A 22,308-nucleotide genomic window follows, 5' to 3' on the forward strand; every position below is an offset into this window, starting at 1 on the left:
AAGCCATAGGTTAATCAATGATCCACCTAGCAACTAACTTATCTGTTTATGGCACTGTAGTTGCGTAAGTGAGGCTGATAAAGATTAGCGGGTAATCTAGTTGTGGGCGCTGTCTTTTTAGCGTGGGTAAGGCCTGAAAATGAAGCGATAAAGCCCCTCGCCAGTTAATGATAAGGCAATTAGTAGTCCACTTAGCAATTAACTTATTTATCTAGGGATCTTTTTATCATTGTTAATCAATGATCCACTCAGCAACTAACTTAGCTGTTTATGGCACTGTAGTCATGTAAGTGAAGTTGGTAAAGATTAGTGGGTGGACTCTGTCTTTATGCCACTTCTTGTTATTGTTAATCAATAATCCACTCAGCAACTAACTTAGCTGTTTATGGCACTGTAGTTGCGTAAGTGAGGTTGATAAAGAATAGTGGTGCTTCGCTTGGTTAACTTTGCCTGTTACTTTTTATGGTTGAAAGAGAATGAGACTAAAAAGCGATAAGTTAATCCATAATTCACTCAGCAATTAACTTGTGTATTTATAGTATTTTTGTAATTTAAACGCACTTGAGAACAAAGAGTGGTACTTCGCTAGGTTTGCCTTTTCGTTACTTCTTGTGGTTGAAGTTGAAAGTGAAGAATACAAAAAGCGATTAATGTATCAATAGTTTACTAAGTAACTCGTTTTTGGGTGTTATCACAGCCCTTATCTCATTTATTTATAAAATTGGTAGTACAACTCTTTCAGTAATACATTTTCCTCTAATTCACCATTAACGATTAATTAGTGCTTTAAGGTATTTAATTCATTTGTTTACGACTCCATATTTTTTTCGCTCTTTCATGCAGGAAATTTTGCTTGCATTGTTGCTATCAATTCCGGCTTTATTGCACTTATGCGCCTCATAATGACCTTTTATACAAACTAGGATGATTGTTTAATTAAGAATCATGTAGATGGATTGGAGCGTGAAGATAAAGCTATCAGACAGGATGTCTAGGCTGGCTGGGACTAACGATAATGATGGTCGCCTGATAGATGATATGGCAGAGCGAAAGAAGCCATTTGCTAAATTTGATAAGCCATAACATGGTGTATTTGGTATACTGAATCACAAGTACAAGTCATAAAGCCTAGAATTTATCATTTTATTGTAAATAATGTAGGAAGTTGAATTTGGCGAAGAGAACTTATTCTGTTCGATATATAGCAGGCCAACCCGCTAAACGCATTCAGCCTATGCCTGTTCATATGCTAGGGGAATCACTCCCAATTGGTTTACCTTTGTTTGCTGCTGGTGAAACGCTGGATGTTGTTATATGGAACATTTATAAACAACAGCGGCCAAATTGGAAAGCAGCGTTAAGCGAGTTAGTTAAAGACCGTAAGTTGATCTTATTGCAAGAAGCTCAGATGTCTCCTGAATTGATTTCTTTTGCTGCTTCCCAGCAGCTTATTGCCGATCAAGTTCCAGCTCTTCCTTTTTCTCCTCACCCATCAGGAGTCATGACCCTCGCAACCTCCCACCCTATTTATTGTTGTCCGTTACGAGAAAAAGAGCCTTTGCTTCGACTAGCTAAATCAGCATTGATTACGGTATATCCCTTGCCCAATGGTAAGCAATTAATGGTAGCAAATGTCCATGCTATCAACTTTAGCTTTGGCGTTGACGTTTATACAAGGCAATTGAATAAGCTTGGTGTTCATATTAGTAAGCATGTTGGGCCTGTTATTCTTGCTGGGGATTTTAATGCATGGAGCCGACAGCGAGTGAATGCATTAAAACGGTTTATTCGTAGTGTTGGACTAAAAGAAATCACTTTTGATGAGGATTTACGGACTAAAGCGTTTGGTAGACCATTAGATTATATCTTTTATCGAGGGCTTAAAGCTATTGATAGTAAAGTGTTAATCACGGATGCCTCTGATCATAACCCGATTATGACTCGATTTGATGTGTCCAGATAATTAAGATTTTCATACCTTATTTTTCGCGGTTTTTACTGTAGATTTTATCCATATCTTTATATGGAGAATATTTCTTTGAAAACGACATTGTTAGTTGTTTTATTATTATCCCTTCCTCAAGTCGCAATTAGTGCTAATTTAGCCTTAGCAAAGCATGCCGAGGAGCTACCCCGTTTAGTTATTTATGATCCTGCATATCGGCAAATAGCCTATCCCAATGGAGATGTTCCTACGAATTATGGTGTCTGCTCTGATGTTGTGATACGAAGTTACCGAAAAATAGGTATCGATCTGCAACAATTAGTTCATGAAGATATGAAAGCTAACTTCAGTAAATATCCAAGCCAACGTATTTGGGGATTGCGTAAAACGGATACCAATATTGATCATCGTAGAGTACCTAATTTAGAAGTGTTTTTTTCACGTAAAGGGACGAATAAACCTATCACTAAGGATACAAAAGATTATGTACCTGGCGATATAGTGACATGGCGATTAGACAATGGAAGACCACACATTGGTGTTGTGACTTCAGTAAAAGCGGCAGATAAAAAAAATTACCTAATTATGCATAACATTGGTTATGGCCAAGTTGCGGAAGATATTTTATTTAAATGGAAAATCATAGGCCATTATTCTTATTGATATTTTTTTTGGAAAAAATGGTTACTGTGATGATAGTTTTTACCCTTAATTTATTCATGGGTATTTATACTTGGATGTGATTAATTTTTCTTGTTGTTTATGAAGTTATATTCAATTAATTCTATTGGTAATTATTAAAAACAAACTATATTTATAAGATATTAATTTATAAATTTAATTAATATCTTGCTATCTATTTTAATTATTTAGTTTGGAGATTTTATGATAAATATAGTGATAGTTGGTGGTGGCACCGGGGGGACAATGTTAGCAAATATATTATCCCGAAAATTAAATAAAGAAATTTTCTCCAAAAAAATAAATATCACGCTAATCACTGATAACCCGATACATTATTACAAACCTGCCTTTATGTATGTTGCATTTAATCTCTTTTTTAAAGAGGAGTTGATGAGAGAGCAAGGATCATTATTACGACCTGAAATACAATTAGAGATTGATAAAATTGAATCATTTGATTTTAATAATAAAGAACTACACTCTAGAAGTGGAAAAAAATATAACTATGATTTTTTAGTTGTCGCCACAGGTTGTGTACCGAGACCAGATAGAATTGAAGGTTTGAAAGAGATAGGAAATCATTTTTATGCTTATGATGCCGCGAGAAAATTAGCGGATCAAATTGCTAAGATTGAAAAAGGGCGTATTTTTATTACTGTTTCATTTCCTGAAACGCCAAATGTTCCTCATCAATGTGGAATAGCACCAATGGAAACAACGTTGATGCTTGATGAATTCTTACGTAAACGACGGGTTCGGGACAATATTGAAATTGTTTATACCTATCCAACAGTTTCTCAGTTACTTAGAAATTGTTTGTTTTTGCAACAACCCGTGTGTGAAGCGATACCTGAAATTTTTAATATTAAAAATATCAAAGCGCAACGTGGTTTTACCTTAGATAAGGTTGACCCAGATAAAAAAATTGCTTATTCGAAAGAAGGCGATGAACAACCGTTTGATATTTTAATTAGCACACCGCCAATTACTGCCGTCGAGGCTGTAGTTAATACGAATTTAAGTGAACATAAAAATGGTGAAGGCTGGTTGCCAACCGATCATGAAACGATGCAAGTATATGGTACAGAAGGCGTTTATGTCATTGGTGATACTGTTGATTTGCCAATAAGTAAAGCAGGGGGAAGCTGCCATAATCAGGCTGCGATAATTGCTGATAATATTTGCGGGGAGCTCACTTATGGATACCCTTCAGCAATTTATGATGGGCGTGTCCAAGCTGTTGCACAGATGGGGCTTAATGCAGGAATGCCATTACAGTATGACTATAAACATGATGTGATCCCGACGCCAGCAACGAAAGTGGGTGGACTATTAAGGAATGGTTTTAATCGCGGAATATATTGGGCTGCTATTCGTGGTTTAGTGTAATAGGGGAATAATCATGTCAAATAATGATCAACAAGCAAAACTTCTTGAATTACTAAATAGCGAACCTGCGAATCATTTAGCAGATAAAATAGCCCCATTATTATATTTACAGCGTTTTGACAATATTGTGGATTTATTATCTTTGGTATCTGACCTCGTGGATATTATGGATACAGGCACAGTAGAGAAATTAGCGAATAGTTTTGAGGATACATTAACGCCTGTATGGGAACTAGGCACAGCTTACAATATGGCAAAGATGGAAGCCAAATATTCAGATAAAACACATAATTTTCGTTCAGTTTATAGTTTATTAAAAGATCCCGATACATTACGTGGAATAAGTACCGTTTTACGAACTTTACAAATTGTTGGTTCTCGATTGAATAAGGCCCAGGAGGGGTAATATTTCGGAGGTGGTATGATTTTAGATAAATTGCATTCTTTTGAAACTCGCATAATACATAATTATTATGATCCTGCTAAAAATTTAGGCTCATTAACTGCACCTATTTACCAGACATCAACTTATGTATTTGAGAGCGTAGAAGAAGGTGCAGCTTGCTTTAGTGGTGAATCAGATGGGTATATTTATACCCGGATCAATAACCCAACATTAAGTTTACTAGAAAAACGCATTGCAGATTTAGAGGGCGGGGAAGCTGGGATTGTATTTTCTTCAGGTATGGGAGCGATAACATCAACACTTTGGACATTACTAAGTCCAGGAGATGAGTTATTGGTCGATATGACCGTCTATGGTTGTACTTATGCCTTCTTTCATCATGGCTTGGCCCGCTTTGGTGTAAAGGTTCGTCATATTGATATGAGTTCACCAGAGAATATCGCTCGTGAGTTAACGGATAAAACACGCATTATATTTTTTGAATCACCAGCGAACCCAAATATGCGTTTGGTAGATATTAAGGCTGTGAGTGATATTGTTCATCAATATCAACAAACTCATCAACAGGAAATATTCACGATAGTGGATAATACCTATTGCACGCCCTATATACAAAGACCATTAGAGTTAGGGGCTGATATTGTTATTCATTCATTGACCAAATACATGAATGGTCATGGTGATGTGATGGCAGGCGCTGTGCTCACAACAGAAGCTTTAGCGAAACAAATCAGGCTGGTAGGTCTAAAAGATATGACAGGGGCTTGCTTATCCCCTCATGATGCGAATCTTGTATTACGAGGAATGAAAACGCTACCTGTCAGAATGGAACGCATTGTAGAAAGTACGCAAATAGTGGCTGAATACTTAGAATCACATCCTCATGTTGCTCAAGTTATGTATCCTGGATTGCCCAGTTTTGCTCAATATGAACTGGCTCAAAAGCAAATGAGATTATCGGGGGGAATGATAGCGTTTGAGCTTAAGGGCGGGTTAGACGCCGGTAAGCAATTTTTGAACCGTTTAAATTTGTTTGCTCGAGCAGTTAGCTTGGGGGATTGTGAGTCTTTGGCTCAGCATCCAGCGAGTATGACGCACTCAACGTATACGGCAGAAGAACGCCAACAATACGGTATTAGTGATGGATTAATTCGCTTATCTATCGGGTTAGAAAGCCCAAGAGATTTAATTGAAGACCTTAAACAGGCATTAGCATAATGAAAAAAGCCCAATATCATTAATGGTATTGGGCTTTTGGCTATCTGACCTAGAAACTATTTGGTTTGAAATTTACGCATAATAAAAAATGTTACGCTGAGTATAGCAACCCACGCAAACCCAACCAACAGTGCCACTTGTGTATCTTTAAAGAAGCCCAGTAATGCAATAACGAACACCATAAAGGCGATAGTGATTGCAGGCCCGACAGGCCAAAATGGCACAGGGAATTTCAGCTTTTTAACCTCTTCTTTACTCATTTGGCGGCGCATCGCGACTTGGGAGAGCAAGATCATCAGCCAAACCCAGACCGTTGCAAATGTTGCAATTGAGGCAATGATAACGAAAATTTTCTCAGGTAATAGGTAGTTGAGATAAACGCCAAGTAACATCACCACTGACATCACGAGAACGGTTACCCATGGCACACCATTTTTCGTTAGCTTGGTAAAGACTTGCGGCGCTTGTTTGTCTTGTGCCATGCCGTACATCATGCGGCCCGCACCAAAAATATCGCTGTTAATTGCAGAAATTGCCGCAGTGATGACAACAACGTTTAAGATATTTGCAGCAGATGAAATATTTAAACTGGAGAAAATTTGCACAAATGGGCTACCATTTTGACCAATTTGGTTCCATGGATAGATACACATCAGGATAAATAATGTTAGTCCATAGAATAATAAGATACGAAGAGGCACCGCATTAATCGCTTTCGGTATGGTTTTTTCTGGGTTTTGCGCTTCACTGGCGGTGATCCCAATGACCTCAATCCCACCGAATGCGAACATAACAATGGCAAGGGAGGCAATCACCCCTGAAATACCATTTGGCATAAACCCGCCATGCTCCCATAAGTTTTGGATACCCACTGCATGGTCTGTTTCTTGGCCAAAGCCGTAAAACATCAAGAAGGTTCCGCCAATAATCATCGCAATAATGGCAGACACTTTAATGATGGATAGCCAAAACTCCATTTCGCCGAAGATTTTGACGTGACATAAATTCAGGGCACCGATAAATAGCACGATACTTAACACCCATATCCATTGGTCAACGTCTGGGAACCAAAAGCCCATATACATCCCAAAAGCGGTGATATCTGCTAAGCAAACAACCAGCATTTCAAAGACATAGTTCCAACCCGTTAAAAAGCCTGCTAGGGGACCCATATAATGGCTGGCGTAGTGAGAGAAAGAACCAGGGACAGGATGATGCACGGCCATTTCGCCCAAAGCGCGCATGACCATAAATACGGCAGCACCGCCAACCATATAGGCCAGCAGAACGGCGGGACCCGCAGCTTGAATTGCGGATGCGGAACCATAGAATAAACCAGTCCCAATCGCCGACCCTAAAGCCATAAAGCGAATGTGCCTGACACTCAGTCCCTTTCTGAGTTGGTTTGTTTGACTACTTTGCATGTCTTTTCCTGTCTTTTCTTAGGAGATATCGTTCCGAATGTAGTTTCGGTATTGTTTATTAAGTTGGACGTACATTATTGAACCCAAGGTGGCTACATTATCACAAACTCACTTGTTCGTGAGATAGATATCTGCAATATAATGTCCACTTAGTTAACTAATTTAGGAGTGATATGAAATACCCAATTAATGAAATCTTCCAAACATTGCAGGGAGAGGGGGTTTTTACAGGTGTTCCAGCAGTTTTTATTCGTTTACAAGGCTGCCCAGTAGGGTGTAGCTGGTGCGATACCAAACAAACGTGGGAAAAAGAACAAGACAAACAAACCACCTTAGGCGATATTGCATTAAAGACGCTTGATTCAGATACATGGGCAATGGCCGATAGCGATGCATTGATTCAACTAATGAAAGCAAAGGGATTTACCGCAAAACATATTGTTATTACAGGGGGAGAACCTTGTATTTATGATTTAACACCACTGACGGCGTCATTAGAACAAAGTGGTTATCAATGCCAAATTGAAACCAGCGGGACTTATCCCATTCATTGCTCAGAAAAAACCTGGGTAACAGTTTCACCAAAAGTGGGCATGAAAGGCGGGCTTGAGGTTTTGGCTCAGGCAGTAAACCGAGCAAATGAGGTGAAACATCCGGTTGCCCGGGAAAAAGATATTGAGGCACTCGATGCTATTTTAGCCTTGCGTACATCAGACAACCTACCAATCGTTGCGTTGCAACCGATCAGCCAAAAAGTGGCCGCCACAAAATTGTGTATTGAAACTTGTATTCAACGCAATTGGCGTTTATCAATTCAAACTCATAAGTATTTGAATATTCAATAACTGATACCCCAGTCATAAAAATGAGATGGCTGGGGCAAAATAGACCTAAATAATTATATTATTTAAGCTTCCCCGCGATAAACACAACCTGCAGTACAGGTTTCCTTCACCGTGACCGCGCTGAGTAATGGTAAACGCGGCTTAGTTTGTTGCCAAATCCACTGCGCTAAAACTTCACTGGTTGGGTTCTCTAAGCCTTCAATATCATTCAGATAATGGTGATCTAGCTGTTCCCAAATCGGTTTAAATATCCCTTTGACCTCAGAAAAATCAATGATCCAGCCACTGTGCGCATCGACTTCACCAGTAATTTCCAAACGCACCATGAAAGAATGCCCATGAAGGCGCCCACACTTATGTCCCTCTGGAACATGGGGTAATTTGTGTGCAGCTTCAAAGGTGAAATCTTTATAGATAGTTGTGCTCATTAGTGGCTCCTTAATGTTAATAAACAGCGTATTGTACTGTATTTTTTGAACAGATTGTCGTTATTTGCCAAATTATAGTTAACCTGTTTTATCAATATGATCCATCGGGTAATTCATTTAGGCTTTTTAGTTATGATTTATGGCTATCGTTTCTTATCCCGTTATTGACGGTTGTTATAACCTAATCGTATACCCTGCATATTGGAGGTAACACGGCATTTTTTGCTTTGTTACCTGAATTCTTTAGGGGAACGATTGAGCGATAGGTTGTCGATCTTTTCCGAGTGAGTGGTTGCACTAATTAGCCCACTTCACTCGCTTGTGAGAAAAATTCAAAGATGAGCGACATTGGGGTTACAGGATAATGACAAAAAAACAGCCGCCATTAGCATTGCTGCCAATATCAACTGAGCAATTAACGCGTCTACAAACTGCAGTCGACGACTTTTCATCTCACCAGCTCGCGTGGCTGTCGGGATATTTGTGGGGAATGGTAAACCAAACAGCAACCACAGATGTGTCTGTGAGTGCCCCTGTTGCACCTGAAGAAACCGTGACGATTATTTCTGCATCCCAAACGGGGAATGCCCGCCGTTTATCGGAACAGCTTAGAGAGCGTTTAGTTGGCGAAAAAATTAATGTCAATTTAGTGAATGCAGGCGACTATAAATTTAAGCAAATTAACCAAGAAAAACTGTTGGTTATCGTGGCATCGACCCAAGGTGAAGGGGAACCTGCGGAAGAGGCGGTTGCGCTCTACAAATACCTGTTCTCGAAAAAAGCCCCTGATTTATCACAAACAGAATATGCAGTATTTGCGCTGGGCGATTCTTCCTATGAAAAATTTTGCCAAGCGGGGAAAGACTTTGATTCACAACTTGCCTTATTGGGCGCGAAATCATTATTTGAGCGAATTGATGCGGATGTGGAATACCAATCCATTGCCGATGAATGGGTTGAGAACCTAACGAGCGTTTTGAAAGCGCGCGTACCAGCACAAAGTGACAGCCAGCTGTTGTCCGCACAAACGGGTAGCGTGAACGAAATTCACACATCACCGTACAGTAAAACGGCGCCATTAACGGCATCACTGCTCAGTAACCAGAAAATCACTAGCCGAGATTCACAAAAAGACGTGCGGCACATTGAAATTGATTTAGGGGATTCTGGGCTGCGTTATCAACCGGGGGATGCGCTAGGCGTGTGGTTCGATAATGACCCTGCTTTAGTGGATGAGCTGGTGGCATTACTGTGGCTGAAGGGTGATGAAGACGTCTTTATTGGGACTCAACGCCACGCTTTGCGTGATGCGCTGATTTACCAATTAGAGTTAACACAAAATACCCCTGTGATTGTGGAAAAATACGCTCAGCTTTCTAAGGACGATGCACTGTTATCGCTGATCAGTGATAAGCCCGCCATTTTGCATTACGCACAAAATACGCCAATTGTGGACATGGTACGCCAAGTAGCATCTCAGCCAAGTGCACAAGAGTTTATTGATTTGCTGCGCCCATTAACGCCTCGTTTGTACTCTATTTCATCGTCTCAGTCAGAGGCTGAAGATGAGGTTCACGCCACGGTGGGTGTGGTGCGCTATGACATTGATGGCCGCCCTCGCACTGGTGGCGCATCGGGTTTTTTAGCTGACAGACTCAATGAAGGTAATGAGCTACGTATTTTCATTGAACACAATGATAATTTCCGTTTACCTGCAAACCCAGAAACGCCTGTCATTATGATTGGGCCTGGAACAGGTATCGCTCCATTCCGTGCATTTTTACAGCAGCGGGATAACGACGGTGCAACGGGTAAAAACTGGTTATTTTTCGGTAACCCCCATTTTGTTGATGATTTTCTATATCAAGTGGAATGGCAGCGTTATGTGAAAGATGGCTTATTAACGCAAATTTCTTTGGCTTGGTCGCGTGATCAACAACAAAAAGTCTATGTACAGGACAAGTTGCGCGAGCAAGGGGAAGCGGTGTGGCAATGGCTGCAAGAAGGCGCGCATATTTACGTCTGTGGCGATGCAAACCGAATGGCGAAAGATGTTGAACAGGCTTTATTGGATATCATCGGTCAGTACGGCAACATGGACGCTGAAGCCGCCGATGAATTTTTAAGTGAGCTGCGCGTAATGCGCCGTTATCAGAGGGATGTTTATTAATGAGCAATGAACAACAACAAAAACCCTTAATCGTCGAAGGCAAATTGGCCGATAGCGAACGTATGAAGCAAGACAGTAACTATTTGCGCGGAACCATTAAGGAAGACTTGAAAAATGGTTTAACGGGTGGCTTTGATGGGGACAATTTTTTATTGATCCGCTTCCATGGCATGTACCAACAGGATGACCGCGATATTCGCGCTGAGCGTGCAGAGCAGAAATTAGAGCCTCGCCACGCAATGATGTTACGCTGCCGCTTGCCGGGGGGAATTATCACACCAAAACAATGGCTTGATATTGATAAGTTCGCCTCAGAGCACACGTTATATGGCAGCGTACGCATTACTAATCGGCAAACATTTCAGTTTCACGGCATCCTTAAAGGAGATGTGAAACCTGCCCACCAGATGTTAAGCCATGTCGGATTGGATGCACTCGCCACAGCAAACGATGTTAACCGTAATGTGTTATGTACATCTAACCCTGTGCAATCAGAGCTACATCAGCAAGCTTATGAGTGGGCAAAGAAAATTTCTGAGCATTTATTACCGCGCACCAGTGCTTACGCTGAAATTTGGCTGGATAAAGAAAAAGTGGTGACAACGGATGAAGAGCCAATTTTAGGGCAAACTTACTTACCCCGAAAATTTAAAACCTCGGTGGTGATCCCACCGTTGAATGATGTGGATTTACACGCCAACGACATGAATTTTGTGGCGATTGCCGAACATGGTGAGCTGATTGGCTTCAATGTGTTAGTGGGCGGCGGCTTAGCGATGACTCACGGTGATACCGCAACATTTCCACGCTTAGCCAGCGAGTTTGGTTTTATTCCATTAGATAAAACGCTGGCGGTTGCGGAAGCAATTGTCACCACACAACGTGATTGGGGTAACCGTACTGAACGCAAAAATGCCAAAACTAAGTACACCTTAGAACGTGTTGGCGTCGATACATTTAAAGCGGAAGTTGAAAAGCGCGCAGGTGTGAGTTTTGAGCCGATCCGTCCTTATGAATTTACTGAGCGCGGTGACAAAATTGGGTGGCTCAAAGGGATCGATAATCGTTGGCACTTAACGTTATTTATTGAAAATGGCCGATTGATTGACTTAGAAGATAAACCGCTGAAAACAGGCGTTGCAGAAATTGCGCGTATTCACCAAGGGGATTTTCGCTTAACGGCTAACCAAAATCTTATTGTGGCGGGGGTGCCAGAAAGTGAAAAAGCAACCATAGAAGCTATTGCGAGAGCCCATGGGTTAATGAGCGATGCGATTACACCGCAACGTGAAAACTCCATGGCTTGTGTTTCTTTTCCGACATGCCCTTTGGCGATGGCAGAAGCTGAACGCTTTTTACCTGAGTTTACGACCCATGTTGAAAACATTATGGCGGCACACAATGTAGCGGATGAACATATTGTTTTACGTATCACCGGTTGCCCTAATGGGTGTGGAAGAGCGATGCTAGCGGAAGTTGGGTTAGTCGGTAAAGCGTTAGATAGGTATAACTTACACCTTGGCGGTAATCGCATTGGAACCCGCATTCCTCGCATGTATCGCGAAAATATTAGCAGTGCAGAAATTTTATCCATCCTAGACGAGCTGATTGGTGATTGGGCGAAAAATCGCTTAGCGCAAGAGGGGTTTGGTGATTTCCTGATCCGTACTGCGGTGGTGAAACCGGTACTAAATTCTGCCGTGGATTTCTATGAGGTTAAGGAGGCGGTATGAGCCGACTTCAGCTTTCAGCGTTACAGGGGTTAGATAAAGCGCAGCAAACGACGTATTTATCTGAGTTTAATGCCTTGCTGGAAAATAAGACTGCGCAGCAGCGTATTGAATGGGCGGTAGAACACTTACCGGTGCAATTTGTGTTGTCATCCAGTTTTGGCATTCAAGCGGCGCTCACCTTGCATATGGTGACGCAGGTATTGCCTGACATTCCAGTGATATTGACTGACACGGGGTATCTTTTCCCTGAAACCTATCAATTTATTGAGCAATTGACACAGAGACTCCACCTGAATTTGCAGGTGTATCGCGCTAAACAAACTGCTGCTTGGCAAGAAGCAATCTACGGGCAGCTTTGGAGGCAAGGCCTTGATGGGATTGAACGTTATAACCAATTGAACAAAGTTGAGCCCATGGAAAGAGCCTTAAATGAGTTACAAGCGCAGAGTTGGTTTTCAGGGTTAAGGCGAGAGCAATCCGCAAGCCGTGCAAATTTATCAGTGCTAGGCATCGGCAAAGGGATTTTTAAAATCCTACCTGTAATTGATTGGAATAATAAGCAAGTCTATGAATACCTAACAAAGCATAACTTGCCATACCACCCGCTGTGGGAGCAAGGTTATCTCTCTGTTGGGGATACTCATACCACTCGCAAATGGGAAGCGGGTATGAATGAGGAAGATACGCGTTTTTTTGGCCTGAAGAGGGAGTGTGGGCTTCATGAGAACTAATTACTCGTCATCCTCGTCATAATTCAAGCTGTCGCGTTGTTGGCTACGTGCATTCTCGCTAGTCACATACTTATGTATGCTCCTAGCGACTCATTGACTTGCCGCCTAGCGACAACATGAATTGTTTAGAGTATGGGGTAGTCCTGATTTAAAGCATAGTTTGAGTTTAAAATTTAGATAGTTATAGATTTAATAAAATATTTGTTTAATTACAAAGGGATATTTTTATTTAAAAAATGGATATCTATTATTTTTTATAAATAATTAATAAAAACAAAGTTTAAGTTAAGTTTTGGTCATTTTGCATTTTTTGACCTGATTTCTTGCCTGTTAGTGAAAGTTTGGCTTATTCCTTTCAGTTACAAGTCATATTCTTTTAGCATTTCAAACCTTAACTTTTACGCCATATAGTCAATTTTATGTTTCATATAATTTGTTTGTATAACGATGGGTGAGCAAGATGGATTATTTACCGTTATTTGTCGATGTACGTACGCGCAAAGTGGTGCTAATTGGCGGTGGCGTAGTGGCTGCGCGCAAGGCCGAATTACTCATCAAGGCACAGGCTCTGCTTGTGGTGATCTCCCCGTCGTTATGTCCTCAATTACAAACGCAACACCAGCAAGGTCACTTTGAGTGGTTGACACAAGAGTACCGTTCTTCGTTGCTGGATGATGCTTTTTTAGTGATTGCAGCAACGGATGACGCACTCCTCAATGAAACCGTATTTTACGATGCCAATGAGCGCAAAATTTTTGTCAACGTGGTTGATGACCAGCCGCTGTGCTCGTTTATCGTCCCTTCTATTATCGACCGCTCACCGGTGATTGTGGCGATATCCTCTGGTGGTACGGCCCCAGTGTTGGCGCGCTTACTCAGAGAAAAGCTGGAAACCATGCTGCCATTGTCGTTAGGCAAAATGGCGGAGATTGCAGGGCGCTGGCGTGGGAAAGTCAAAGAGACGCTAAGCAATATGCGAGAAAGAAAGCGTTTTTGGGAAAAAAGTTTCAGTGGGCGTTTTGCTTCCTTAGTGGAAAAAGGGCAGTTAAGCGAAGCAGAACAACAACTTGAGCGTCAACTGTATGAGAAAGATAACCGCGGCGAATTGATTTTAGTTGGTGCAGGTCCTGGTGATGCAGGGCTGCTCACACTTAAAGGGCTACGAGTACTGCAAAGTGCGGAAGTGGTTTTATACGACCATTTGGTGAGCGAGGAGATCCTCGAATTGGTACGCCGTGATGCAGACAAAATTTGCGTAGGTAAGCGGGCGGGGAATCACAGCGTTTCCCAAGAAGAAACTAATGAAATGATCGTGAAATTTGCTCAGCAAGGTAAAAAAGTTGTGCGGCTAAAAGGTGGCGATCCGTTTATTTTTGGGCGTGGCGGCGAAGAGTTGCAAGTTGCTGCAAAAGCGGGGATCCCCTTCCAAGTGGTACCCGGTGTCACCGCTGCAATCGGCGCGACGGCCTATGCAGGTATTCCGCTCACTCATAGAGAGCATTCACAGAGCATCACATTTATTACTGGGCATTGCCGTGAAAATGGTGCGGATCTGGATTGGCAGGCATTGGCGCGTGGTCAGCAAACGCTAGCAATTTACATGGGTACCGTAAAGGCGGCCAATATCAGTGAACAATTGATTAAATTTGGTCGTGCGAGTGACACCCCTGTCGCCGTTGTGGGATGTGGGACACGGCGTGACCAAAAAGTGGTAACGGGCAAATTGCATGATCTCGACGCTCTAGCCAAGCAAGCTCCCGCACCTGCATTGATTGTCATTGGCGAGGTCACTGCATTGCATAACGAACTCGCATGGTTTGGTTCGCAAACAGAAGAAGATATCCGCTGGCGCAGTGCTGTGCTGGAACTGGCTTAATGATGGAGGTTATTGTGAACGAGAAAAAATTGACCCACTTACAGCAATTAGAAGCAGAAAGTATTCATATCATTCGTGAAGTTGCCGCTGAATTTGCGAACCCTGTGATGCTGTATTCCATCGGCAAAGATTCTTCTGTGATGTTGCATTTAGCGCGTAAGGCCTTCTATCCGGGGAAATTACCGTTCCCATTATTGCATGTGGATACCGGGTGGAAATTTCGCGAAATGTATGAGTTTCGCGATGCGACGGCGCAAAAATACGGTTTTGAATTATTGATCCACCGTAACCCTGAAGGGGAAAAGTTGGGGATCAACCCGTTTGTGCATGGTAGTGCAAAGCACACGGATATCATGAAAACCGAAGGCTTGAAGCAAGCGCTCGATAAATACGGTTTTGATGCAGCTTTTGGTGGTGCACGGCGTGACGAAGAAAAATCCCGGGCAAAAGAGCGGATCTACTCATTTAGAGACCGATCTCATCGTTGGGATCCAAAAAACCAACGCCCAGAACTTTGGCACAATTACAACGGGCAGATCAATAAAGGGGAAAGCATTCGTGTATTCCCACTGTCAAATTGGACAGAACTGGATATTTGGCAATATATCTACTTGGAAAATATCGATATTGTTCCGCTATATTTTGCGAAAGAGCGCCCAGTGATCCAGCGAGATGGCACCTTGTTGATGGTAGATGATGACCGCATTGATTTAAAAGTGGGGGAAGTGATCAGCAAGCAGCAAGTGCGTTTTAGAACGTTAGGCTGCTGGCCGTTAACGGGAGCGGTTGAATCCCAAGCTCAGACATTGCCTGAAATCATTGAAGAAATGTTGATTTCGACCACCAGTGAGCGACAAGGTCGGTTGATTGATAGTGACCAGTCAGCATCCATGGAGCTAAAAAAGCGCCAAGGTTATTTTTAATTCGCAAGATTAAGATGGGGAGCAAATGATGGCACAAGTTGTTTATAACGAATCAATCGCGCTGCAAATTGAACAGCAAGGCGGCGTGGAACCTTACTTACTTGCGCAGCAACAAAAAGGGCTTTTACGCTTTCTCACCTGCGGCAATGTGGATGATGGAAAAAGTACATTAATCGGGCGTTTATTGCACGATACCCGCCAAATCTATGAAGATCAGCTCACAACGCTGCAAAGTGATAGTAAGCGACTGGGAACGCAAGGGGAAAAGCTCGATCTCGCCCTGCTGGTGGATGGCCTTGCGGCAGAACGTGAGCAAGGGATCACCATCGATGTGGCGTATCGCTATTTTTCGACAGAGAAACGCAAATTTATTATCGCAGATACCCCCGGACATGAGCAATATACTCGCAATATGGCGACAGGTGCATCAACTTGCTCACTTTCTATTTTGTTGATCGATGCTCGAAAAGGCGTGCAAGAGCAAACGCGTCGCCACAGCTTTATTAGTACATTGCTGGGGATCCGCCATTTGATTGTTGCAGTGAATAAAATGGATCTGGTGGAATACAGTGAAACTGTATTCGACAAAATTAAGCAGGATTACCAACAGTTTGCTACTGAATTACCTGTTGAATTAAATGTATGGTTTGTGCCGATTTCAGCGCTTGATGGCGACAATATCGTTAACCCGAGTGAGCAATTACCTTGGTACCAAGGGGAAACATTACTGTCTATTTTAGAGAATGTGCAGGTTGAGCAAAAGGCCTCCGAGCAAGCGCTGCGTTTCCCTGTGCAGTATGTGAATCGACCCAATTTAGATTTTCGTGGTTATAGCGGCACATTATCGTCAGGGATTGCCCAAGTTGGGCAGGCAGTGAAAGTGCTGCCATCGGGGGCAACGGCCAAAATTAAAGAGATTGTGACATTTTCAGGCTTGCAGGATTTCGCCATACCCGGTGAGGCCATCACGTTGGTGTTGGATGATGAAATCGACATTAGCCGCGGAGATTTAATCGTCGCAGAAAACGAAAACTTGCAAACCACGCAACATGCGTTGATTGATGTGGTGTGGATGGCGGAACAACCTCTTGTTCAAGGCCAGCAATTAGATATTAAAATTGCGGGAAAACGCAGCCGTGGGAAAGTCGAAAACATTCAATACCAAGTGGATGTGAATAATCTCACCCAAAAAGTCGCTACGGAATTGCCGTTAAATGGTATCGGCTTAGTGGAGTTTTCCTTTGATGAACCTTTGTTGTTGGAAAACTACCAACGTAACGCTGACACAGGTGGCATGATTTTTATCGACAGGCTGACAAATGTGACGGTGGGCGCTGGGCTTGTACGAGAGGCACAAGAGCCAGTTTTTGAGGCAACGGGAGAATTTAGCGAATTTGAAATTGAGCTTAACCAGCTGATCCGTCGACATTTTCCTCATTGGGGTGCTCGGGACGTACTGGGTGGAAAATAAACCAATGACTCAAGATAATAATATTGTGTGGCATCAACACGCGGTGACTCGCCCTTTGCGGGAAAGCAATAATGGTCATAAAGGAGCGGTCCTGTGGTTTACAGGGCTATCTGGGTCGGGTAAATCGACACTGGCAGGGGCGGTTGAACACCAGCTGGCTTCAATTGGCGTGAAAACCTATTTATTGGATGGTGATAATATTCGCCACGGGTTATGCCGCGACCTTGGGTTTAGTGAGGCTGACAGGCAAGAAAATATTCGGCGAGTGGGTGAAGTTGCTAAACTGATGGTGGATGCGGGGTTAGTCGTGGCAACCGCGTTTATTTCGCCTTTCCAATCGGATCGACAAAGTGTTCGTGAATTATTCGAACCAAATCAATTTTTAGAGTTATACGTTGATACGCCAGTCGACGTGTGTGAACAACGTGACCCAAAAGGGTTATATCAACAAGCGCGGGAAGGTAAAATTAAGCAGTTTACAGGGATTGATTCCCCTTATGAAATCCCCTTAAGCCCTGAATTACGACTTGATGGGCAGCTACCTATCTCCGATTCTCTTTCTGATATTATTGCCCTATTACTGCGCAATAATATCATTCAAATGGATTATTAATGCCACTTAGCTATCATCTTAAATCCCAGTTTTTTATTTTTGGTGATAAAATAAGGTGATAGTTAAGGGTTACAAATCCGATTTATTCTGACTTTTTAATATAATTTTTTGTCACAGTAGCGCGATTCGCTGAGTTATGGGATGATTAGCACATCATTTCAGGGGGCAAGATGGGTAAATTAACGCTACTATTAATCGCGATATTAGCATGGTTGCAGTATTCCTTATGGTTAGGCAAGAATGGCATACATGATTATGTCCAAGTCAAAGATGATGTTGCCGCGCAGGAAATTGTTAACTCGCGCCTGAAAATGCGTAATGAACAACTATTTGCTGAAATTAATGACCTTAATGATGGTCAAGATGCAATCGAAGAGCGTGCGCGTAGTGAACTCGGTATGATTAAGCCGGGTGAGTCTTTCTATCGCATGGTAAAAGAAAGTAGCAACCAGAAATCAGCTCAATAATATGAATCCTAAAATAATGCGCCCATTTGCCTGATAATTTCTGATGTAAGAACCAAATAATGACAAATCCAAGTGTTGCCCCACAAATTGTTGCACTGATCCCAGCAGCAGGTATCGGCAGTCGTATGAATGCTGATTGCCCTAAGCAGTATTTACCCGTCGCGGGCAAAACGATTATCGAACATACCATTGATGCATTGTTAGCGAATAACACCGTTAATACGGTGGTTATTGCACTTAGCGCCGATGATGATTATTTTCAGCAACTTGATATTGCTAAAGACCCTAGGGTGACCGTCGTCACGGGGGGAAAAGAGCGTGCCGATTCTGTTTTGGCAGGGCTTAACTACCTTAGCTCACAACCTGATTATCATGATTGTTGGGTACTGGTGCATGATGCGGCGAGGCCTTGTCTCCACCAACACGATCTCAACAACATTATTCAACTAGCAACGGAACAAGGTTGCTGTGGCGGTATTCTTGCCGCCCCTGTGCGTGACACCATGAAACGTAGTGTAAAAACATCCGTATTCATCGACCATACCGTCGAACGTGAGTCACTATGGCATGCATTGACGCCCCAATTTTTTCCGTTGGAACTCTTACGGAACTGTCTAAGTAAAGCCTTGAAGGAAAATGCCACGATCACCGATGAAGCCTCAGCACTTGAGTATTGCGGCTACCAACCTGTTCTCGTGGCAGGCCGTGCGGATAACTTAAAAGTGACGCAGCCTGAAGACCTCGCGTTGGCAGAGTTTTATCTTTCAAGAATGAATAACTAAGGAAAAATAATGAGAATCGGACACGGTTTTGACGTACACAAGTTTGGTGGCGAAGGCCCTATCGTAATTGGCGGCGTGCGTATTCCCTACGAGCAAGGTTTACTGGCCCATTCAGATGGTGATGTGGTGTTACATGCATTAACGGATGCGATTTTAGGTGCTGCGGCACTGGGGGATATCGGTAAATTATTCCCTGATACTGACCCTGCATTTAAAGGGGCGGATAGCCGTGTTTTATTAAGGGAAGCCTTTTGCCACGTGCGTGCTAAAGGTTATCGTATTGGTAATATCGATATTACCATTATGGCGCAAGCCCCGAAAATGCTGCCTCATATTCCCCAAATGCGCGTGAATATTGCAGAAGACTTAGAATGTCATATGGATGATGTGAATGCGAAAGCGACAACAACAGAGCAATTAGGCTTTGTCGGTCGTAAAGAAGGCATTGCGTGTGCCGCCGTTGTCCTTTTAGTGAAAGATAATAGTAATGAAAGCAATGAATGTTCAGTACCTGCATGGTAAACCTCTTTCTTCAGGAACATTAAAAAGTACTCCTGAAGATTTTATCGTGAAAGAAGACCTAGGCTTCGAGTTAGATGGCGAAGGCGAGCACGTGATGGTGCGTGTGGAAAAAACAGGCTGTAATACGCTGTTTGTGGCAGAGCAACTTGCCAAATTTGCTAAAATTTCAGCCCGTGTTGTGAGCTATGCCGGTTTAAAAGATAGACATGCGGTGACGGAACAGTGGTTTTGCTTGCAAATGCCAGGTAAAGACACGCCTGATTTCTCAGCGTGGCAATTAGATGGTTGCCGTGTGCTTGCCGTGACGCGACAAAAGCGTAAATTACGTATTGGTTCTCTGAAAGGAAATCAATTTGAAATCACATTGCGTGATATTTCAGATGCCAATGACGTTGAGCAACGCCTGCAAAAAATCGCCACTTCGGGTGTGCCAAACTATTTTGGTGAGCAGCGTTTTGGCCGTGATGGGCAGAATTTGACCCAAGCTTTACGCTGGGCTAACCAAGAAATTCAAGTTCGTGAACGTAATAAGCGTAGTTTTTATCTATCAGCAGCGCGTAGTGCCATGTTTAATCATGTGGCGAGCGAGCGAATTGCTCAAGGGACCACGCAGCAAGCGCTGTTAGGTGATGCACTGCAATTAACGGGGCGGGGCAGCTGGTTTGTAGCAACACAAGAAGAACTTCCATCATTGCAAAGCCGTTTACACACATCAGAGTTGAGTGTCACAGCACCCTTGCCTGGAGATGGTGAGTTAGGTACGCAAGATGACGCGCTGGCATTCGAAACAGCATGTTTAGCAGAATACCAAGCATTTATGCCACTGATGCAGCGCGAACGTGTTTCGCCAGCTCGTCGTGCAATTATTGCTAAACCGCAAGATTTTACATGGCAATGGTTAGATGATTCAACGGTAAAACTGACGTTCTTCTTGAATTCAGGTTGCTTTGCGACCAGCGTTGTACGAGAAATTATTAATCAAAACGGGCAGGATAATGTCGATGCTAAAGATTTTATTGAGTAATGACGATGGCGTAAATGCGCCAGGAATTCAAACTCTTGCGGCAGCGCTGCGCCAATATTATCATGTTCAAGTGATTGCGCCTGACCGCAATCGCAGCGGCGCATCTAATGCACTGACATTAGATAGACCACTAAAAATTCAAACATTAAGTAACGGTGACCTTTCTGTTCAAGAAGGGACACCAACCGACTGCGTATACATCGGTGTAAATAAAGTTGTTCGCCCGCGTCCGGATATTGTCGTGTCGGGGATCAATTGCGGCCCTAATTTGGGGGATGACGTGATTTATTCAGGCACCGTAGCAGCCGCAACGGAAGGACGCCACTTAGGGTTGCCGTCGATTGCGGTTTCGTTAGATGGTGAAGTCCATTATGAAACGGCGGCAAAAGTGACTTGCGACATTCTTGCTATGCTACAAAAGAACCCGTTACGTGCAGGGAATATCCTGAATATCAATGTGCCAGATATCCCTTATGAAGAACTTAAGGGCATCAAAGTCACGCGCTGTGGTAGTCGCCATGCTGCGTCAGAAGTGTATAACCTTGAAGATCCTAAAGGGAATATGCTTTACTGGTTAGGGCCTGTTGGCGAAATTCGCGATGCAGGGCCGGGGACAGATTTTGAAGCTGTCCAAAATGGTTATGTTTCCATTACGCCATTGCAAGTCGACTTAACTGCGTATAAAGCGCATACATTAGTTGAAGAGTGGCTGGAGAAATCAGGAGTGACAGTAAAATGAAAACAGGGCTCATGAAAGAACTCTTGGCACAATTGCGCCAACAGGGAATTCACGATGAGCGCCTATTGGATGCTATTTCACAAGTTCCGCGTGAACGGTTTGTGGATGAAGCGCTCTCACATAAAGCCTACGATAATATCCCGTTACCAATCGGTCACGGGCAAACTATTTCACAGCCGTATATTGTCGCAAAAATGACGGCGTTGCTGTCGTTAACAGCCAATGATAATGTTCTGGAAATTGGCACAGGTTCGGGGTATCAAACGGCAGTATTAGCGCATCTTGCGCACCATGTTTTTTCAGTTGAACGCGTTAAAAGCCTACAATGGACAGCCAAACGTCGGTTAAAACAGCTTGATTTGCACAATGTGTCCACGCGTCATGGTGATGGCTGGGAAGGGTGGCAGTCTAAAGGCCCATTTGATGCAATTATTGTCACCGCAGCACCGACAGAAATCCCGACACTGTTATTAGGGCAGATGAAAGATGGTGGGCGTATGGTATTACCTGTGGGGGATAAAGAACAGTCGCTGAAGTTAATTACTCGACGAGGTAATGACTATCACGCCAATGTCATTGAAAAAGTGCGTTTTGTGCCACTTATTGCGGGTGAGCTACTTTAATTTATTTGCAATGGTATTTCTGAATTATAAAAGTGAATTGATTTTTTATAATGATGTTAAATAAAATGCCATTGCAAAAGTTTTACTAACTCAAATAGCAGTAAAACTATTCCAAATATGATATTTTACCCATCTAAAATTGAATCAATGGCTTAAACTATTAAGTCATAATCTCAAATTGTTATCTTTTTGATATATTTAACTTGTTCACTATTTTGTATTTCTGCTTTAATAAGTGAAATATTTTATGGTAACTCTATTACTGACATAAAACTGAATTGTCGCGTCAGATTTT

At 42.7% G+C, this 22,308-nt stretch carries 21 protein-coding genes; 19 read left to right on the top strand and 2 right to left on the bottom strand.

Features of this window, described 5'->3' with window-relative positions; genetic code table 11:
* Nucleotides 1-1,171: 1,171 nt before the first annotated feature.
* The 5 genes from AC4IFO_RS11280 to megL all read left to right on the top strand — a co-directional run bounded on the left by AC4IFO_RS11280 (nt 1,172) and on the right by megL (nt 5,642).
* The gene (locus AC4IFO_RS11280; protein WP_490734400.1) at nt 1,172-1,963 is read left to right on the top strand and encodes an endonuclease/exonuclease/phosphatase family protein; all 792 of its coding nucleotides are present in this window, start codon (nt 1,172-1,174) and stop codon (nt 1,961-1,963) included.
* A gap of 60 nt (nt 1,964-2,023) precedes the next feature.
* Nucleotides 2,024-2,608, top strand: a complete 585-nt coding sequence (locus AC4IFO_RS11285) for a DUF1287 domain-containing protein (protein WP_490734402.1) — start codon at nt 2,024-2,026, stop codon at nt 2,606-2,608.
* 222 nt (nt 2,609-2,830) lie between these two features.
* Nucleotides 2,831-4,018 (top strand): NAD(P)/FAD-dependent oxidoreductase, encoded by a 1,188-nt coding sequence (locus AC4IFO_RS11290; RefSeq protein ID WP_490734404.1) that lies wholly within the window; start codon nt 2,831-2,833, stop codon nt 4,016-4,018.
* Nucleotides 4,019-4,031: 13 nt separating this feature from the next.
* Nucleotides 4,032-4,424 carry a helical membrane plugin domain-containing protein gene (locus AC4IFO_RS11295; protein ID WP_490734406.1) on the top strand — a complete coding sequence of 131 codons (393 nt, stop codon included), beginning with the start codon at nt 4,032-4,034 and terminating at the stop codon, nt 4,422-4,424.
* Nucleotides 4,425-4,439: 15 nt separating this feature from the next.
* Nucleotides 4,440-5,642 carry a methionine gamma-lyase gene (gene megL, locus AC4IFO_RS11300; protein ID WP_490734408.1) on the top strand — a complete coding sequence of 401 codons (1,203 nt, stop codon included), beginning with the start codon at nt 4,440-4,442 and terminating at the stop codon, nt 5,640-5,642.
* Between the two features lie 56 nt (nt 5,643-5,698).
* Here the strand turns inward: megL and AC4IFO_RS11305 are convergent, their stop codons facing one another.
* A complete protein-coding gene (locus AC4IFO_RS11305; protein ID WP_219245965.1) occupies nt 5,699-7,066 on the bottom strand; it encodes an amino acid permease in 1,368 nt (455 codons plus the stop codon).
* A gap of 173 nt (nt 7,067-7,239) precedes the next feature.
* On the opposite strand from AC4IFO_RS11305, the gene queE reads away from it, so the two are divergent.
* On the top strand, nt 7,240-7,911 hold the full coding sequence (gene queE / locus AC4IFO_RS11310; RefSeq protein ID WP_490734411.1) for a 7-carboxy-7-deazaguanine synthase QueE: 672 nt from the start codon (nt 7,240-7,242) through the stop codon (nt 7,909-7,911).
* A 62-nt stretch (nt 7,912-7,973) separates the two neighbouring features.
* Here queE and queD read toward each other — a convergent pair whose 3' ends face one another.
* The gene (queD, locus tag AC4IFO_RS11315) at nt 7,974-8,339 is read right to left on the bottom strand and encodes a 6-carboxytetrahydropterin synthase QueD (RefSeq protein WP_273840452.1); all 366 of its coding nucleotides are present in this window, start codon (nt 8,337-8,339) and stop codon (nt 7,974-7,976) included.
* Nucleotides 8,340-8,703: 364 nt separating this feature from the next.
* Between queD and cysJ the strand changes: the two genes are divergently transcribed.
* The 13 genes from cysJ (at nt 8,704) to AC4IFO_RS11380 (ending at nt 22,013) form a co-directional block, all read left to right on the top strand.
* Nucleotides 8,704-10,509: an NADPH-dependent assimilatory sulfite reductase flavoprotein subunit gene (cysJ, locus tag AC4IFO_RS11320; protein ID WP_490734413.1), complete on the top strand. Its 1,806-nt coding sequence runs from the start codon at nt 8,704-8,706 to the stop codon at nt 10,507-10,509.
* Entirely contained in the window at nt 10,509-12,242 is a 1,734-nt protein-coding gene (cysI, locus tag AC4IFO_RS11325; protein WP_490734415.1) for an assimilatory sulfite reductase (NADPH) hemoprotein subunit, read from the top strand. Before cysJ ends, cysI begins: the two co-directional genes overlap by 1 nt.
* Complete coding sequence (gene cysH, locus AC4IFO_RS11330; protein WP_490734417.1) at nt 12,239-12,973, top strand: phosphoadenosine phosphosulfate reductase; 735 nt, start codon at nt 12,239-12,241, stop codon at nt 12,971-12,973. Before cysI ends, cysH begins: the two co-directional genes overlap by 4 nt.
* Nucleotides 12,974-13,433: 460 nt before the next feature.
* The gene (cysG, locus tag AC4IFO_RS11335; protein ID WP_490734419.1) at nt 13,434-14,849 is read left to right on the top strand and encodes a siroheme synthase CysG; all 1,416 of its coding nucleotides are present in this window, start codon (nt 13,434-13,436) and stop codon (nt 14,847-14,849) included.
* 14 nt (nt 14,850-14,863) lie between these two features.
* Nucleotides 14,864-15,772 (top strand): sulfate adenylyltransferase subunit CysD, encoded by a 909-nt coding sequence (cysD, locus tag AC4IFO_RS11340; protein WP_490734421.1) that lies wholly within the window; start codon nt 14,864-14,866, stop codon nt 15,770-15,772.
* Nucleotides 15,773-15,797: 25 nt separating this feature from the next.
* Nucleotides 15,798-17,243 (top strand): sulfate adenylyltransferase subunit CysN, encoded by a 1,446-nt coding sequence (gene cysN, locus AC4IFO_RS11345; RefSeq protein ID WP_490734423.1) that lies wholly within the window; start codon nt 15,798-15,800, stop codon nt 17,241-17,243.
* Between the two features lie 4 nt (nt 17,244-17,247).
* Nucleotides 17,248-17,856 (top strand): adenylyl-sulfate kinase, encoded by a 609-nt coding sequence (gene cysC, locus AC4IFO_RS11350; protein ID WP_490734425.1) that lies wholly within the window; start codon nt 17,248-17,250, stop codon nt 17,854-17,856.
* A gap of 170 nt (nt 17,857-18,026) precedes the next feature.
* Nucleotides 18,027-18,323, top strand: coding sequence for a cell division protein FtsB (gene ftsB, locus AC4IFO_RS11355; protein WP_047757167.1), 297 nt, complete (start codon nt 18,027-18,029; stop codon nt 18,321-18,323).
* Nucleotides 18,324-18,382: 59 nt separating this feature from the next.
* The gene (gene ispD / locus AC4IFO_RS11360) at nt 18,383-19,105 is read left to right on the top strand and encodes a 2-C-methyl-D-erythritol 4-phosphate cytidylyltransferase (RefSeq protein WP_490734428.1); all 723 of its coding nucleotides are present in this window, start codon (nt 18,383-18,385) and stop codon (nt 19,103-19,105) included.
* A 9-nt stretch (nt 19,106-19,114) separates the two neighbouring features.
* Entirely contained in the window at nt 19,115-19,627 is a 513-nt protein-coding gene (gene ispF, locus AC4IFO_RS11365; RefSeq protein WP_206086862.1) for a 2-C-methyl-D-erythritol 2,4-cyclodiphosphate synthase, read from the top strand.
* Entirely contained in the window at nt 19,593-20,651 is a 1,059-nt protein-coding gene (gene truD, locus AC4IFO_RS11370; protein ID WP_490734430.1) for a tRNA pseudouridine(13) synthase TruD, read from the top strand. The genes ispF and truD overlap by 35 nt, the downstream gene beginning before the upstream one ends.
* On the top strand, nt 20,629-21,390 hold the full coding sequence (surE, locus tag AC4IFO_RS11375) for a 5'/3'-nucleotidase SurE (protein ID WP_219246040.1): 762 nt from the start codon (nt 20,629-20,631) through the stop codon (nt 21,388-21,390). The genes truD and surE overlap by 23 nt, the downstream gene beginning before the upstream one ends.
* Nucleotides 21,387-22,013: a protein-L-isoaspartate(D-aspartate) O-methyltransferase gene (locus AC4IFO_RS11380; protein WP_490734433.1), complete on the top strand. Its 627-nt coding sequence runs from the start codon at nt 21,387-21,389 to the stop codon at nt 22,011-22,013. Before surE ends, AC4IFO_RS11380 begins: the two co-directional genes overlap by 4 nt.
* The last annotated feature ends 295 nt before the right edge of the window (nt 22,014-22,308 follow it).

This window comes from Providencia sp. UF-224, assembly GCF_058245955.1.